General features: G+C 56.9%; 13 protein-coding genes. 8 read left to right on the top strand and 5 right to left on the bottom strand.

Annotated features, from left to right (window positions below; translation table 11 throughout):
- Positions 1 to 97 precede the first annotated feature (97 nt).
- Together IG168_RS16355 and IG168_RS16350 are read left to right on the top strand one after the other, a co-directional pair.
- The gene (locus IG168_RS16355) at positions 98 to 313 is read left to right on the top strand and encodes a DUF3094 family protein (protein ID WP_193165586.1); all 216 of its coding nucleotides are present in this window, start codon (positions 98 to 100) and stop codon (positions 311 to 313) included.
- Between the two features lie 9 nt (positions 314 to 322).
- Complete coding sequence (locus IG168_RS16350) at positions 323 to 991, top strand: nitroreductase family protein (RefSeq protein ID WP_319024741.1); 669 nt, start codon at positions 323 to 325, stop codon at positions 989 to 991.
- A 9-nt stretch (positions 992 to 1,000) separates the two neighbouring features.
- Here the strand turns inward: IG168_RS16350 and IG168_RS16345 are convergent, their stop codons facing one another.
- Positions 1,001 to 1,462 (bottom strand): EVE domain-containing protein, encoded by a 462-nt coding sequence (locus tag IG168_RS16345; protein ID WP_193165584.1) that lies wholly within the window; start codon positions 1,460 to 1,462, stop codon positions 1,001 to 1,003.
- Between the two features lie 132 nt (positions 1,463 to 1,594).
- On the opposite strand from IG168_RS16345, the gene IG168_RS16340 reads away from it, so the two are divergent.
- The 6 genes from IG168_RS16340 to IG168_RS16315 all read left to right on the top strand — a co-directional run bounded on the left by IG168_RS16340 (position 1,595) and on the right by IG168_RS16315 (position 10,269).
- Entirely contained in the window at positions 1,595 to 2,695 is a 1,101-nt protein-coding gene (locus IG168_RS16340; RefSeq protein ID WP_193165582.1) for a sensor histidine kinase, read from the top strand.
- Positions 2,696 to 2,699: 4 nt separating this feature from the next.
- Complete coding sequence (locus IG168_RS16335) at positions 2,700 to 3,530, top strand: LytR/AlgR family response regulator transcription factor (RefSeq protein WP_193165580.1); 831 nt, start codon at positions 2,700 to 2,702, stop codon at positions 3,528 to 3,530.
- 93 nt (positions 3,531 to 3,623) lie between these two features.
- Positions 3,624 to 4,271 (top strand): DUF6515 family protein, encoded by a 648-nt coding sequence (locus IG168_RS16330; RefSeq protein ID WP_193165578.1) that lies wholly within the window; start codon positions 3,624 to 3,626, stop codon positions 4,269 to 4,271.
- A 100-nt stretch (positions 4,272 to 4,371) separates the two neighbouring features.
- Positions 4,372 to 6,567: a mechanosensitive ion channel domain-containing protein gene (locus IG168_RS16325; protein WP_193165576.1), complete on the top strand. Its 2,196-nt coding sequence runs from the start codon at positions 4,372 to 4,374 to the stop codon at positions 6,565 to 6,567.
- A gap of 176 nt (positions 6,568 to 6,743) precedes the next feature.
- A complete protein-coding gene (locus IG168_RS16320; protein WP_226877064.1) occupies positions 6,744 to 8,180 on the top strand; it encodes a rhomboid family intramembrane serine protease in 1,437 nt (478 codons plus the stop codon).
- 196 nt (positions 8,181 to 8,376) lie between these two features.
- The gene (locus tag IG168_RS16315) at positions 8,377 to 10,269 is read left to right on the top strand and encodes a CocE/NonD family hydrolase (protein WP_193165575.1); all 1,893 of its coding nucleotides are present in this window, start codon (positions 8,377 to 8,379) and stop codon (positions 10,267 to 10,269) included.
- 161 nt (positions 10,270 to 10,430) lie between these two features.
- Here the strand turns inward: IG168_RS16315 and IG168_RS16310 are convergent, their stop codons facing one another.
- From IG168_RS16310 to IG168_RS16295, 4 genes are all read right to left on the bottom strand, one after another.
- A complete protein-coding gene (locus IG168_RS16310) occupies positions 10,431 to 11,201 on the bottom strand; it encodes a hypothetical protein (RefSeq protein ID WP_193165574.1) in 771 nt (256 codons plus the stop codon).
- A gap of 79 nt (positions 11,202 to 11,280) precedes the next feature.
- Positions 11,281 to 11,796: a DinB family protein gene (locus IG168_RS16305; RefSeq protein ID WP_193165573.1), complete on the bottom strand. Its 516-nt coding sequence runs from the start codon at positions 11,794 to 11,796 to the stop codon at positions 11,281 to 11,283.
- Positions 11,797 to 12,046: 250 nt separating this feature from the next.
- Positions 12,047 to 12,259: a hypothetical protein gene (locus tag IG168_RS16300; RefSeq protein WP_193165571.1), complete on the bottom strand. Its 213-nt coding sequence runs from the start codon at positions 12,257 to 12,259 to the stop codon at positions 12,047 to 12,049.
- Positions 12,260 to 12,397: 138 nt separating this feature from the next.
- Positions 12,398 to 12,796 carry a hypothetical protein gene (locus IG168_RS16295; protein ID WP_193165569.1) on the bottom strand — a complete coding sequence of 133 codons (399 nt, stop codon included), beginning with the start codon at positions 12,794 to 12,796 and terminating at the stop codon, positions 12,398 to 12,400.
- Positions 12,797 to 13,922 lie beyond the last annotated feature (1,126 nt).

The following is a 13,922-nucleotide window of genomic DNA, read 5'->3' as shown; positions in this document are numbered from 1 at the left end:
ATTGATCTGCCGATCGCGCCCCGCAATAGCGGGGCTTTTTTGTACCGGCTGTTTCTTCTAGACTCGAACGACAACAATAAATCGAGCGCTAGAGCCAATGTCTGAACCCTCCGAGTCTGAAATCTCCGGCAACGCCCGCAAGAAGCTCTCCGCGGAAGACCAGGCCAAGGTCGACAAGTATCTGCGCAGTGGCGTCAATCGCGTCGAGCGCAGACCATTTCGCCCACTGCTGCTGCTGTTTGTGATCGTTGCAGTGCTGACCCTGCTGTCCCTGCTGAGCCTGTTTATCGCGCGTACCAAGGGCGTAGTTTAAGGAGTTGCCGTGAGCGAAGCCGAAACTTTCCTGCCACTGCAATTCGAGCGCCTCGACGACGATACAATGTGCCGTCGCGCGCTGGCCTTCTATACGCAGATGCGCAGCCGCCGCACGGTGCGGGATTTTTGCAGTGCGCCGGTGCCGCGCCAGGTGATCGAGGATGCGTTGCGCACTGCGGGCAGTGCACCCAGCGGCGCCAATATGCAGCCGTGGCATTTTGTGGTGGTGGAGAGTGCCAGGATCAAGCGCCAGATACGCGAGGCCGCGGAAGCCGAGGAGCGCGAATTCTACCAGCGCCGCGCATCGGCGGAATGGCTGAACGCCCTGGCGCCACTGGGTACCGATGCCGATAAGCCCTTCCTGGAAACCGCGCCCTACCTGATCGTGATTTTCCTGAAGAAGTTCAGTGGTGGCGACGGCGGTGAGCGGCTGAAGAACTACTACACATCCGAGAGCGTGGGTATTGCCACCGGCATGCTGATCGCGGCGCTGCACAATGCCGGTGTCGCCACCCTGACCCATACGCCCAGCCCGATGAAGTTCCTAAATGAAGTCCTCGGTCGCCCGGCGACGGAGAAACCCTACATGATTCTGGTGGCGGGGCTGCCGGCGGAGGGAGCCAGGGTCCCGGCGATCGACAAGAAGCCGCTGGACGAAATCGCGGATTTCATGTGAGCGGCGACCTCACATTTCGCCCAGCTCGACCAGGGTCTTCCACTCGCGCGCCGTGACCGGCTGAATCGACAGGCGCCCCTGCTTGACCAGCACCATTTCGGCCAGTGCCGGGTTCTGCTTGATCTCCGCCAGCGGTACCGGCCGCGCGAAGCGGCTGGCGAAGCGGATATCCACACAGTACCAGCGCGGCTTGTCGCCGCTGGCCTTGGGGTCGAAGTACTTGCATTCGGGATCGAACTGCGCGGGATCCGCATAGGCGGCGCGCACCACCTCGGCAGTCCCCACCACCGCCGGCACCTTGCAGGCGCTGTGGTAGTAGAGGACCGCGTCGCCCTCCTCGACCGCATCCCTGAGAAAGTTACGCGCCTGGTAGTTGCGGATACCGTCCCAGCGGCCCACCTGACCGCGCTCCGCTGCCAGGTCGTCAATGCTGTATTCGTCCGGTTCCGACTTGAAAAGCCAGTATTTCACGGGGGCTCCTGCGGCAGTCTGTCTGGATGTTGCGCCGGTTGGTATTTCGCCGGCGAATAACGCCATTTAGTATGAACCTCAACATTAGTGTCAAATCGGCGCGAGTATTGGGCGCCGCGGCAACAGGAATTTATGGGTCATAACGCATTTGAGTGGCTGTCGGATAAGCTGTCCTCGCACCACTGGCAGTACTGGGCGCTGCAGCTGGCGGGGTGGGGCGGCTATACGCTGCTGACATTCGTCGGCAGCTTCTTCTGGGTCGAGAATCACTGGCTGCACTCCGGCTATATTACCGTCGCCACCGCGTCCGGCGTGGCGCTGTCGGAAGTGATGCGCCGCGGTTTCCGGCGGCTGTGGGACAAACCGCCGGCGGTGCGCCTGTTCGGATCCCTGGCCGTGGTGATACTGGCGGCGGTGCTGTGGGCCGCGATCAAGTTCGGCGGCTCCCTGTGGCTGTACGGCAAGCAGGGTGACGACGAGCACCCGCTGGTGCTGGCGGTCTACTGGTTCTCCTACTCGTTCATGCTGCTGATGACCTGGACCGCCCTCTACTACGGCATCAAGTATTACCAGGCATCGCTGACCCAGCAGGAAAAGGCCCTGCGCGCGGAATCCATGGCGCACCAGGCCAAGCTGAAGATGCTGCGCTACCAGCTCAATCCGCATTTCCTGTTCAATACGCTGAACGCGATCTCGACCCTGATTCTCGACAATGAGGCCCGCACCGCCAACGATATGGTGACGCGGCTGTCGCAGTTCCTGCGCCACTCGCTGGACAACGACCCGATGCAGAAGGTCACGCTGGCCAAAGAGGTCGAGGCGCTGATGCTGTATCTGGATATCGAGAAGGTTCGCTTCGCCGACCGCCTGGGGGTGAATCTGGATCTCGAGGGGGATTCGCCGCGCGCGCTGGTACCCAGCCTGCTGTTACAGCCCCTGGTGGAAAATGCGATCAAATACGGTATCTCCCAGCGGGAGTGGGGCGGCGAGATCACGATCAAGGCGCGGGTCTTTGCCGGAGAGCTGCTGCTGGAAGTGAGCGATAACGGTCCGGGCATGCCGGAGGAGGCACTGGCCTCACTGGCCACACTGAATTCGGGTTACGGTGTGGGCATTCGCAATACCTGCGAGCGCCTGCGTTCCCTTTACGGCGATGAGCAGAAGGTGCGCTTCTGCAACCGGCCGGAGGGCGGCCTGGCCGTCCATATAAGAATTCCCTACGAACAGGAATAAGCGCATGACTGGTGTACAGGAAAAACTGCGGTCCATTGTCGTCGATGACGAACCACTGGCGCGGCGCGGACTGCGCCTGCGGCTGGATGCGATACCGGATATCGAGGTCATTGCCGAGTGCGGCAACGGCCGCGAAGCGCTCGGGCGGATCCAGGAACTGAAGCCCGACGTGGTGTTTGTTGATATCCAGATGCCGGGTATCAACGGACTGCAATTAGTGCAGCAACTGCCGGTGGAAGAGCTGCCGCAGATTGTCTTCGTCACCGCCTACGATCAGTACGCCGTGGAGGCCTTTGAAGTCAGCGCGGTGGACTATGTGCTCAAACCCATCGAGGAGCAGCGCCTGGCGCTCGCCATCGAGCGGGTGCGGGATAAGCTCGCCCGGGCCGATATCGCCAGCCAGCGCGAACAGCTGCTGGAGGCCGTTGCGGACCTGACCCACGAATCCCCCGAGGCGCTGGAGCAGAAGCTGGCGGCCGGCGACTTCCAGAGCGAGCTGGGCGGCAGCCAGTACCCGGAAAAAATTGCCATCAAGGACTCCGGCAAGATCACCCTGGTGCCCGCGCAGGAGATCGATTGGATCGACGCCGCCGGCGATTACATGTGCGTGCACGCCAATGGGGAAACCCATGTAATGCGCATCACCATGAAAGAGCTGGAGCAGCAGCTGGACCCGAAAGTCTTCCAGCGCATCCACCGCTCCACCATCGTCAACCTGAGCCGTGTGCGCGAGATCTGCGCGCATATCAATGGCGAATACCACCTGGTGCTGAACAACGGTGAACGCCTGAAAATGAGCCGCAGCTACAAGACCAAAGTACAGCACTTCCTCTGAGTACAGGACACTGTCCCCGCCCGGGTTGGAGGTGTCGACCGCGGGCGAGTACACTGGTCGGCGCTTCCTTTTACCGTGTGAGGGCGCCCACACATGCGCATGCTCGTTGCCATCTCTACGGTCTGCCTGACGCTTGTTGCCGGAAGCGTCTGGGCCGACGACACCGTGAAAAACCTGCCCTATGGCACCGAGGAAGTTCAGGTGCAGGGGCGGACCTATTATTACGCCGGCGGCTATTTCTACCGCGCAGTGGATGACGGCTACCTGCGCGTCGAGGCCCCCCTCGGCGCCACGGTCGCGCTGTTGCCGTCTGGCAGCAGCGGCTTCACGATCGGCGCAGAACGCTATTTCGTCGCCGGCAATGGTATTTTCTTCCGCTACAGCGTTGGGAACAGCCAGTTCACCGTGGTGACGCCGCCTTACAACTGGCGCAATTATTACCGCAATCCCAACAGCTTCCGGGTGCAAGGCGTTCCGCGCGCCCATCCACACAACCGCGACGACTACGGCGAAGGGCGCCAGGATTCTTACCCGGTTTACTACGCCCCCTATCCTACCTACGGCACCGCACCCTCTGTCGACGGGGGCCAAGACGCGCGCGCTCTGCGCGAGGCTACCTGTCGCCAGATTGCCTCGGATCTGTCCCGCCGCAACAGCGCCACCGGCCGGGTGGATAGCCGCAAGCTGCGCATCTATCGCGACGAGTACCAGAACTGCCTGAAGCGCGGCTCTCACCACTGAGTCGGCGGGGCCGGCGACCTAATCATCTACACTGATACGGAGATCCCTGCCGGGATCTCATGGTTTTTCGCGCCGGTGGTACTACGGATAGATGTGGGCTATGGGAAATTGTGATCCCTCATTGGTCGCTTCACAGCAGTGCAGCCGGCGCCCCGCATTTCCCTCGGCTCTTCTTTGCCTGTTGCTGTCCCTGTCCTTATCCCTGTTGCTGTGCGCTGCTGCAGCGCCGGCCAGTGCCCAGCTGCCCGGCCAGCCGAAACCCGAGGAGGAATTTGAACCCGTCATTCCCAACTTCAGCGCGCCCAGTGCCGACTGGTGGACCGGCTGGCCCGATGCCTCGCCGGAGCAGCGGCAGCAGTGGTTGGAGGCCCTGCAAAAGGCATGGGCAGATTGGCAGGCCAAACTCCCGGACAATAAAGATCTGCAGGCGCGCGCAAAGGCGGTGACGGAATCCCTCAAGGGAATCGAAAACACCAGAAAGAAGTTTGGTGAATACCGGAAAATGCCGGTACTGCCGGAGGTGAAATTCCCCGAACAGCCGAATGTGCTGAATTGGGCCGACGCGGACGCGGCGATAGCGCGGGGATTGCAGCGACAGCTGAGCCTGCAACTGGAGCTGCGGCAGCTGAGCGACACCATGAACCAGTCCATTAACCGGCTGCGCCAGCAGGTGGTGGTGCTGCGTGAGGCGGGTGATGACCAGCTCAAGCGCGAGGCGGCGGCCCTGGCACTGCTGCAGGCCCAGCTCAGGCACCTGATTATCGTCGAGCGGCGCGATGCGCTGGAAAAGCAGCAGAGCGCCTGGAAGGAGCAGATTGGCCTGGCGCAGAGCCAGCTCGCCCGGATGTTGAAGAATCTGCAATACAGCGACGAGGTTGGTAAAAAGCTCGACGCGGTTATCAAGGCGCGCGCCAATGTCATCGATAAACTCACGGTCCAGCGTTCGGATTTGCAGGCCGACCAGCTGACTTCCGCCAATCCGGAAGTCGATATGGCGCGTGAACTGAAACTGATGCAGCTTGAAACCGAAATACTCGAAGCCCACCTGAAGAAGCGCAAGGCGGAGCTCCTGCAGTCCATCAATGACGTATTGAAGGAGGACGGCGGTGAACACGAACTGATCGTGAGCCGCGAGCTGTTGGACACGGCGCACACCATGAGCGACAGCATCTCCCGTGACCTGGCGGTACGCCAGCGTCAGTTGGTGGCCTGGACCGGCGAGGAACGGGCGGGCATGCAGAAATGGTGGTTGCTGTTCGAGAAAATCAACAGTGGTCTCGGCAGCGTCGATGACCTGATCAACGACGTGCAGCGCTATGAGGCGGTGCAGCTGCAATTATTCAAAAAGCACCAGGGCTGGTGGCCGACAGTCCGTGAGCGCACCGGCCATTTTCTCAGTGTTGCCTACAGACATTGGCGTGAACTGGCTGACTACAAGCTGTTCACCATCAGCGAAAACCCGATCACCCTGCGCGACATCGCCAAAATCATCTTTGTACTGGTGGTCGCCTGGCTGATTTCCAGTTTTACCCGCCGTTTCCTGCAGCGGCTGGTGCGCAAGAACCACGCCAGCGAATCGTCCATGTACAACCTGGGGCGGGTACTGCACTACAGCATCATCGCCATCGCCCTGATCGTGGTGCTGAGCATGCTGGGGCTGGATACCTCCAAGCTCGCGCTGGTAGCCGGTGCCCTGTCGGTGGGTATCGGTTTCGGCATGCAGGCGATTTTTTCCAACTTCATTTCCGGCCTGATCCTGTTGTTCGAGCAGCCGCTGCGGGTCGGCGACCTGGTGGAACTGGAATCCGGAGTCTTCGGGCGCATCCGCGATATCAATGTGCGCTCCACACGCATTACCACCCGCGACAATGTGGATATCCTCGTTCCCAATACCGAATTCGTCGCCGGCCGGGTGATCAACCATACGCTGGACGATCCGGTGCGCCGCATCCACGTGCCCTTTGGCGTGGCCTACGGTTCCGACCCGGACAACGTGCGCGAGGCGGCGATGGCGGCGGCGGAGCGGGTCGCCATTACCCACACCGACTGGCAGCGCAAAACCGAAGTCTGGCTGATGGAGTTCGGCGACAGCTCGCTCAATTTCAAACTGGTGGTGTGGATCAACAGCAACATGGTGTCGCCGCTCGGCGACCCCTATGCCCTGTTCAACCTGGAGCTGTTGCGCGAACTGAATGAGCGGGAAATCGAGGTGCCTTTCCCCCAGCGTGACCTGCACGTGCGCAGCTGGGAGCCCCCGCTACCGGTTGCGCGGTACCAGCGCAGGTCGGCGGACTAGACCATGGCGATACCGCGTCCCATTCCCAACGTACTTCTGCAGCAGGTTGCCAGCGATGCCCGCAGCCATGTCGACTGTGACCACCTGGACGGCGATATTCCCGCTTTCGCTGGTCGGTCAAAAAACGGGCAAAGTGTTTGTTCTCCGCCCGTGCTGGCGGTATTCTGGGAGGCTATTTGCCCCACAGAGACAGGCCCGCGCCGGTGTTGATCATCCCCATCCAGAACAAGCCCGACTGGCGCCGCCCGCCGCTGATGTGCTTTGCACTGATCGCACTCAATGTGCTCGTGTTCCTGTTCTACCAGGGCGGCGATGAGGAACGCTGGCAGAAGGCCGAGGACTACTACTTCTCCCACGACCTGTCCGAACACGAAGAGGCGCGCTTCCTGATCTATATCGATGAAGTGCATCCGGAGTGGCGCGTGCAGGTGGACGCCCAGGGCGAGGATTTCGTCTACCGGGAACTGCTGTGGAACAAGGAGTTCCACCAGTGGCTGCTGCCGCAGCTGCGGCAGGAAGGGAAAACCGAGTGGCTGGCGGAGCGCGAGCACTTTGCCGAGTTGCGCGACCGCCTGAGCACCATCGCCTACGGACTCACCCCGGCAGAACCGAGCATTGCCGGCCTGTTTGGCCATATGTTCCTGCACGGCAGCTGGGATCACCTGATCGGTAATATGATCTTCCTGCTGCTGTTCGGCCTGTCGGTGGAGCTGGCTCTCGGCGGGCTCTGGTTTGCCGGGCTGTACATCATCAGCGGTCTCGCTGCCGCGGGCCTGCACATCGCCATGGAGGCCGGCAGCCCGATGCCGATGGTCGGCGCATCCGGCGCCGTATCGGCGGTCATGGGCATGTTTGTGGCCATCTACGGCGTGCGCCGGATGCGCTTTTTCTACACCTTGGGTTTCCTGTTTGGCGAGTTCACCGCGCCGGCGTTGCTGGTCCTGCCACTGTGGCTGGGCAAGGAGCTGTTCGGCTATTTCTATGGCGATGCCGGCATCGCCTACTGGGCGCACTTCGGCGGCCTGCTCGCCGGGTTTGTCTGTGCCCTGGTGTTGCTCAGCCGCCGCCCGCCACTGGAGACCATGCCGGTGGAAGACACCGGGCCGACACCGCAGCAGCGGGCACTCCAGCGCATCGAGCGCTTCCAGCACGAGGGCAAGCTGCTGGAGGCGGCCGAGGCCGCCACTGCCGCCGTGCGCCAGTATCCCCAGTCGATGGCACTGATCGAGCGCAATATCGAACTGACCGCTGCCGCGCCGGACAGCGACGCTTACCACCGCGCCAACCTGGCCCTGTTCGCGCTGGCCAGCGACGGCAACAGTGACGAGCAGGAAATTGCCGCCGGCTACCGCCGCTACCTGAATACCGCCACGCAACCGCGCGCCCTGACCGCAAAGGTCTGCCTGCTGCTGGCGCGCCGCGCCGCACAGGCGAAGGACTGGGGCTGGCTGGAAGAACTACTGCGGCGCCTGCACCGGCAGGAAGCCAGCCACCCGCTGCTGCAGACACTCGGCACCGCACTGGTCAATCACTATCGCCGCGTTGGCGAAGAGCAGCGGGCGCTGGAAGCGCAGCTGATGCTGCAAGACGGCGAAGTGTCCACGCCCCAGTAATCGAAAAAAACCACTCCCCTCTGCGCCTTCGGGCGAGCTCCCGCCTTGCAGCGCCCGACATCTCGCCCCATCAGGCATTCGGCCTGGCTTGGGTCGCTGGCGCCAAATCGAACCCGTCGGTAATATCCTGTCAGCCCCGCGGCTGCATCAAAAAAAATAAAAAGCCCGCAATCGAAATTTCTATAAGGATAAATCGATGTATAGAAACCGAATTTCTATCGTCCTGTGCCTGTTGGCCGCCACGCTGCTGAGCGGATTTGCGCAGGCGGCGGAAGACGCCGAAAAGAAAAAAGCGGACGAGCGGGCTGCGTATATTCGCTCCCACTACGCCAAGTACGAATACCAGATACCGATGCGCGACGGCGCCAAGCTGTTTACCTCCGTCTACATCCCCTACGACCGCAAGGATAAATATCCGATCCTGATGCAGCGCACTCCCTACCGGGTGGCACCTTATGGTGTGGGGCAGTACAAAACCAAGCTTGGGCCAAGCGAGATCTTCGAGAAAGAAGGCTATATTTTTGTCTTCCAGGATGTGCGCGGCAAATTCATGTCCGAGGGCAAGTTTGTCAACATGCGTCCGCAGGATGCGTTTGACAAGGGCGGCAAGGCCGTCGACGACGCTACCGATGCCTACGACACCATCGACTGGCTGGTAAAAAACGTACCAAATAATAACGGTCGCGTGGGGATGTGGGGAACATCCTATCCCGGCTATTACACTGCAGTGTCCGCAATTCACAGCCACCCCGCGCTGAAAGCGATTTCGCCGCAGGCGCCTATCGCCGACTGGTTCTTTGACGATTTCCACCGCAACGGTGCTTTCGTGGCGCCGATGGCGTTTCTGTTTTTCGACACTTTTGACAAGCAGCGCGACGGACTGATGGCGGCCTGGCCTGAGGGCATGAAGGCGAGAACGCCGGATGGCTACCAGTTTTTCCGCGAGCTGGGCCCACTCAGCAACGTCAACAAAAAATACTTCAAGGGTACCCGGCCTTTCTGGAACGAGTTGACCGAGCACCCGAATTACGATGACTACTGGAAAGCGCGTAATGTCCTGCAACACTTTGACAACGTCAAACCGCAGGTGCTGATCGTCGGTGGCTGGTACGATACTGAAGACCTCTACGGCCCGCTGGCCACTTATCGGACCATGTCCGAGAACAACGACAAGGACAATGTCCACCTGGTGATGGGGCCCTGGTACCACGGCCAGTGGAATCGCGGCGAAGGCGACCATATGGGTGAGGCCCAGTTCGGCTTCGATACCAGCGCATGGTTTCAGCAGCAGGTGCTGCTGCCTTTCTTCAACAAAAACCTGAAGGGCGCCGATGCGCCGGATCCAGAACGTGTGACGGTCTTTGAGACAGGCGCCAATCGCTGGCGCAGCTTCGCAAACTGGCCGCCGAAAAAGGGTGACGCCGTGACCCTGTATCTGGGTGCTGATGCGAATCTGCTGAAGCAGCGCGAGGCCAAGGGTGGCTATAGCGACTATGTCAGTGATCCGAACAAGCCGGTGCCGCACTCCGCCCACATCAGCCGCGGCTGGGACCGGCCCTATATGGCAGAGGATCAGCGCTTCAGCGCCCGTCGTCCCGACGTGCTGGTATTCGATACCCCGCCGGCGGAGCAGGACCAGACCATTGCCGGTCCGGTCGATGTGGACCTGTGGGTGTCCACCAGCCAGAGCGCGGCGGATTTTGTCGTCAAATTGGTGGATGTATTCCCCGGCAAGGATGTGAATACCGACGAAGTGGATGCCGAGACCGGCAATCGCCATGAGCTGGTCCGCTGGGGTGTCATGCGCGGCCGTTTCCGCAACAGCATGAGCAATCCGGAACCCTTTGAACCGAATAAGCCCACGCGGGTGAAGTTCCAGCTGCTCGACGTGCTGCACACCATCAAGCGCGGTCACCGCCTGGAAATCCAGGTGCAGAGCAGCATGTTCCCGTTCCTGGATCTGAACCCGCAGAAGTATGTGGACAATATCTTCCAGGCCAAGCCGGAAGATTTCGTCAGGGCGGAACACCGGGTATACCACAGCGAGCAGTATCCCAGTGCCATTCACTATCAGGTCGTGGGGAACTGATATTCAACAAACCCCGCCCTTGTGGCGGGGCCCTTCTCACTCCTGGCTGTCAGTCTAATTATCATCGCAGTGTCGGCGACGAACGCCATGAAACAGCTCTAGGGCGGTTTGCTGTAGGCTGCCTGGTATCAATAAGCTCGTGCTGGAGTGGATTGTAAAAGCTATTTTATATCGGTGCTGAATCCGACCAGTTTCCAGCCAAGCCCCTCGTAGATGTATTTTTGTTCAAAATAAACTTTATTGGGTTTTGTGGGGTAGCTGCCCGCAAGAATTAGTATGCCGTCTTCAGTTATCTGTGAATCTTTGGAAAATTGTGGTTCATAAGATTTCAGTACGGTTAGGTCTACGGCTCCAAAAAATGGCTCGAAAGCTTTGTCCAGGGACTCCACTGATACCTGCTTTTGCCAGAATTCAGAAATGAAATCATGAAAAGAAGCCATGCTTTTGTTGTTAACGGAATTTGCAAACTCCTGCATGGCGCGATCAACTAAGACAACCTGTTCTTTTTGTGTTGGAAGCTCGCCGTTTTCCGATTCTATTTGAATGCCTGAAGATGGCTTCTGAATGGAGTAGACCTTCCAGGATCCGTTTCCTTTGACGAGATTCAGCGTTAAGGGAATAACACCCCCTGACACTGTAGTAATAGAACCCTTTAACGTTCCCCGATTTCCGTTCCTTGATCTGGACTCCCAGCTTGAGCTTTCATACTTGTCCAAAGCGCTGGTCTTAATAAACGATGAGAACTCTTCAAAAGAAGTTCCGGCCCTGAAATCCTCCGACAAATAGGCGTACGCCGCTTTGCTGTCATTCCTGGCAAGTGCAAGGAATTCATCAGCGGTCTTGGTCATGTCGGAAGTGAAAAAGAAAACCGCCGCTATAGCTAATACAATGACCCCGAAAATCCCTATGACTATTTTTATTAATGTTTTCATTCTTACTCTCTTATTTAGGTTTGACGTTATTGGCCGAGGTGCGCTTCAGTGTTTTCGCGAGCGGGATGCCCAGAACCGCTTACTGAACTCCTTTAGGGGCAGTCATCGAATGCTGCCGGAGGAATACCGATAGATCGGTAGTTGGTGGGGCGACATTGAGACTATAAAGAATGTCGGCCGCATGACCACGATGGTAGGTGGTGTGATTCACGACATGCACAAGGATATCGCGACGAGACATGCACCCCTCACCGCCGCCTATGAATTCAAACTCCACGGTTCCTTCCAGTTTGTCCTCTGTGATTGAGTTGGCGTAGTCAACATACCACTGGTCCACGTTGCGTTGGCTTGCTGCCAGCGCTTCGATTGTGGGCCAATCCTCTGGGTTGCGCGTCGTCATGCCATGAGGTTCGCCAAGCAGGTGACACTGCCAGACATAATCCATCGTATAGCAGTGATTTAGCGTGCGAATTAGGCTGCCAAAGACAATTGGCCGTGGCGCTGTGAGCTCCTCTATGGGAATTGAAGAAACCGCAGACAAAAACAGGTCGTCGGCCCAAGCCTTGTAGCGTGTAAGAGTTTGAGTGTACGTCACTGCGTTTCCATTGTTTTCCCGGTGCACTCGGAGGTTCGTCTGGCTGTGACAAATTGCCAGGGTTTTCTACTTCATCTCCGCTGACCTAATTATTTTCAAGCGGCCAGACAATAAATAAAATGATGAAGATGGCGATCGGGAAGAAAATAATTCCGTAAACCATACGTCTTTGATTGCTTCGCGTGCGCACGGGCTTGCGGCGCAAAGCGTTGCAGGACCTGTGTGGCGCACCTTGTTATACCCTTAGAAATTATTTTTTACTGTCATTGTTTATATCATTTACTATCTTTTTGGTGTTTTTGCCTATTGCTTTTGCTGTGTCGCGAGAAGCATGGCCAATTGCTTTGGCAACATCTCTTGTGCCATGGCCAATTGATTTTCCAGTATCTTTAAACTCAGCACATCCTGATATAACACTAAGGCCTAATATGCATATTGCTGTGTTAAAAACTTTATTCTTCATAATGTACCTATACAATTTTCGAAATGTTCAATGATTTTAGGATGTGACGCCCGCAGCATGGGGCGGCTGAAGCGTAGCGCAAGCCGTTCCACCCAGGTCCCCAAAGGGGTTGGGTTGTCTGCCTGCAGTTGTTAACCATTATCGCGTGGCGACCTCTGTCCCTGGGTCGTATTTAGAGTGATCGACCAGAACGACCATAATATCATCAAATACGGCTGTACCATTTGAATCGATATTCATACTTACTCCATTCACCGTTACATTCTGGTAGGAGACAGTGCTTGATGACTGGGAATCTACTTTCTTTATAGATAGGTCTATAGGTTTTCCCTTTTCTGTATCCAAAGAAGTCCTGAAATTAGAGTTGGTAGTGATCGTTTTAGGCTCCATCAGTTCTTCAGCTACACGATACACCACCACTGTCATATCCGCTGGCGCGTCTTCCTTTCCGCCAAACTGTGGCATGACCGTGAAAGAAACGGTCACTACAATCCCGACACTTAGAGCAAGGAAGTGTGTAATAATTTTTTTAATCACTGAGCGTTCTCCTTGTAATGGTTAGCGGCCGCAGCGTTGGGCGTCCCACGGAGGCCCCGGCAGGGGCCAGAATAAACTGCCTGCGTTTGTTAGCATAGCTTCGACCACGCACTATTTTTCCCTCCTCTCAGGAGTAAGAAAAACAGAATGGCGACTCCTATTAGCCCGCTAATAGCAGCCTTTAAACCCATAGAGTGGAAATTAATTACGAACGCGATAATTACTACTACGCATACACCCCAAACACCCCACCTTTTATTTTTAAGTAGTGCCCACAAAGAAATGGCGCTCAAAACGGAGGCTGACATTAATATGTAAACGATTTTCATCGTTATTTTTGGTGATTATTTAATAATTGCATCAGACATGAAATATGAAATAGGGATATTGATGACTGTTGTAATCAACATAAACCATAGCCACCCCGTTAACCATTTAGAACGTTTCCAAGGTTCCTCTGTTCTCATAAGATCACTATTCGGTGCACTATATGGATTGCTCATTTACGTCCTCTTAATGCTAACGCCTTGCTCATCTGAGCGCACTGTGGAGAGCGGTTTTTGTGATAATGGAGCGCAACGACACACGCAAAAGGAGCCTAGCAGTGTGTGTCAGGTGCAGAAATTTGTTAGACGTGGTTTCACTTTCTTGGATCAGCGGGCGTTGATCTTGTTGTACTTTGCCAATCAACTAAAGGCTTCCCATTGCTAGAGAGTATGCGGAATTCCGGTATACCCTTACTTTCCAACCTAAAACATATATTTATAGGAACACCTTCCTGCCCGCCTTCAAGTTGACTTGAGGCGTAAGCTATACCGACGATTAAAGCTACTTCCTCTTTTGTAATTGGCAAACCTAATTCTTTCGTATAATCAGAAACCAGTTCGATTTTTTTTTAAGTGGTCGTTTCCAAACTGATTACCTGATCCAACAAGCACACAAGAGGTTCGATCCTCACAGCCCATTAGTAATCCACCTAAAATAATTAAAATATATATATTGCGCACAGATTAAATTTCCACCTCGAACACCCGTTGGTCTTACCCACAAAAAGTAGACGCTCTAACTATGCGCATTTGCGCTCATACTCATCTGGGCTTATGTAACCCAGTGTAGAGTGCCTACG

The organism is Microbulbifer hainanensis (assembly GCF_014904735.1).
GTDB lineage: Bacteria > Pseudomonadota > Gammaproteobacteria > Pseudomonadales > Cellvibrionaceae > Microbulbifer > Microbulbifer hainanensis.
The sequence above is the reverse complement of the archived record's forward strand: the minus strand, read 5'-3'. Positions and strand labels throughout refer to the sequence as shown.

Bases quoted from the DNA above. Each gene is read 5' to 3' on its own strand.
- IG168_RS16355 (WP_193165586.1), top strand. From the start codon at position 98: ATGTCTGAACCCTCCGAGTCTGAAATCTCCGGCAACGCCCGCAAGAAG.
- IG168_RS16340 (WP_193165582.1), top strand. From the start codon at position 1,595: ATGGGTCATAACGCATTTGAGTGGCTGTCGGATAAGCTGTCCTCGCAC.
- IG168_RS16335 (WP_193165580.1), top strand. From the start codon at position 2,700: ATGACTGGTGTACAGGAAAAACTGCGGTCCATTGTCGTCGATGACGAA.
- IG168_RS16330 (WP_193165578.1), top strand. From the start codon at position 3,624: ATGCGCATGCTCGTTGCCATCTCTACGGTCTGCCTGACGCTTGTTGCC.
- IG168_RS16325 (WP_193165576.1), top strand. From the start codon at position 4,372: ATGGGAAATTGTGATCCCTCATTGGTCGCTTCACAGCAGTGCAGCCGG.
- IG168_RS16315 (WP_193165575.1), top strand. From the start codon at position 8,377: ATGTATAGAAACCGAATTTCTATCGTCCTGTGCCTGTTGGCCGCCACG.
- IG168_RS16310 (WP_193165574.1), bottom strand. From the start codon at position 11,201: ATGAAAACATTAATAAAAATAGTCATAGGGATTTTCGGGGTCATTGTA.
- IG168_RS16300 (WP_193165571.1), bottom strand. From the start codon at position 12,259: ATGAAGAATAAAGTTTTTAACACAGCAATATGCATATTAGGCCTTAGT.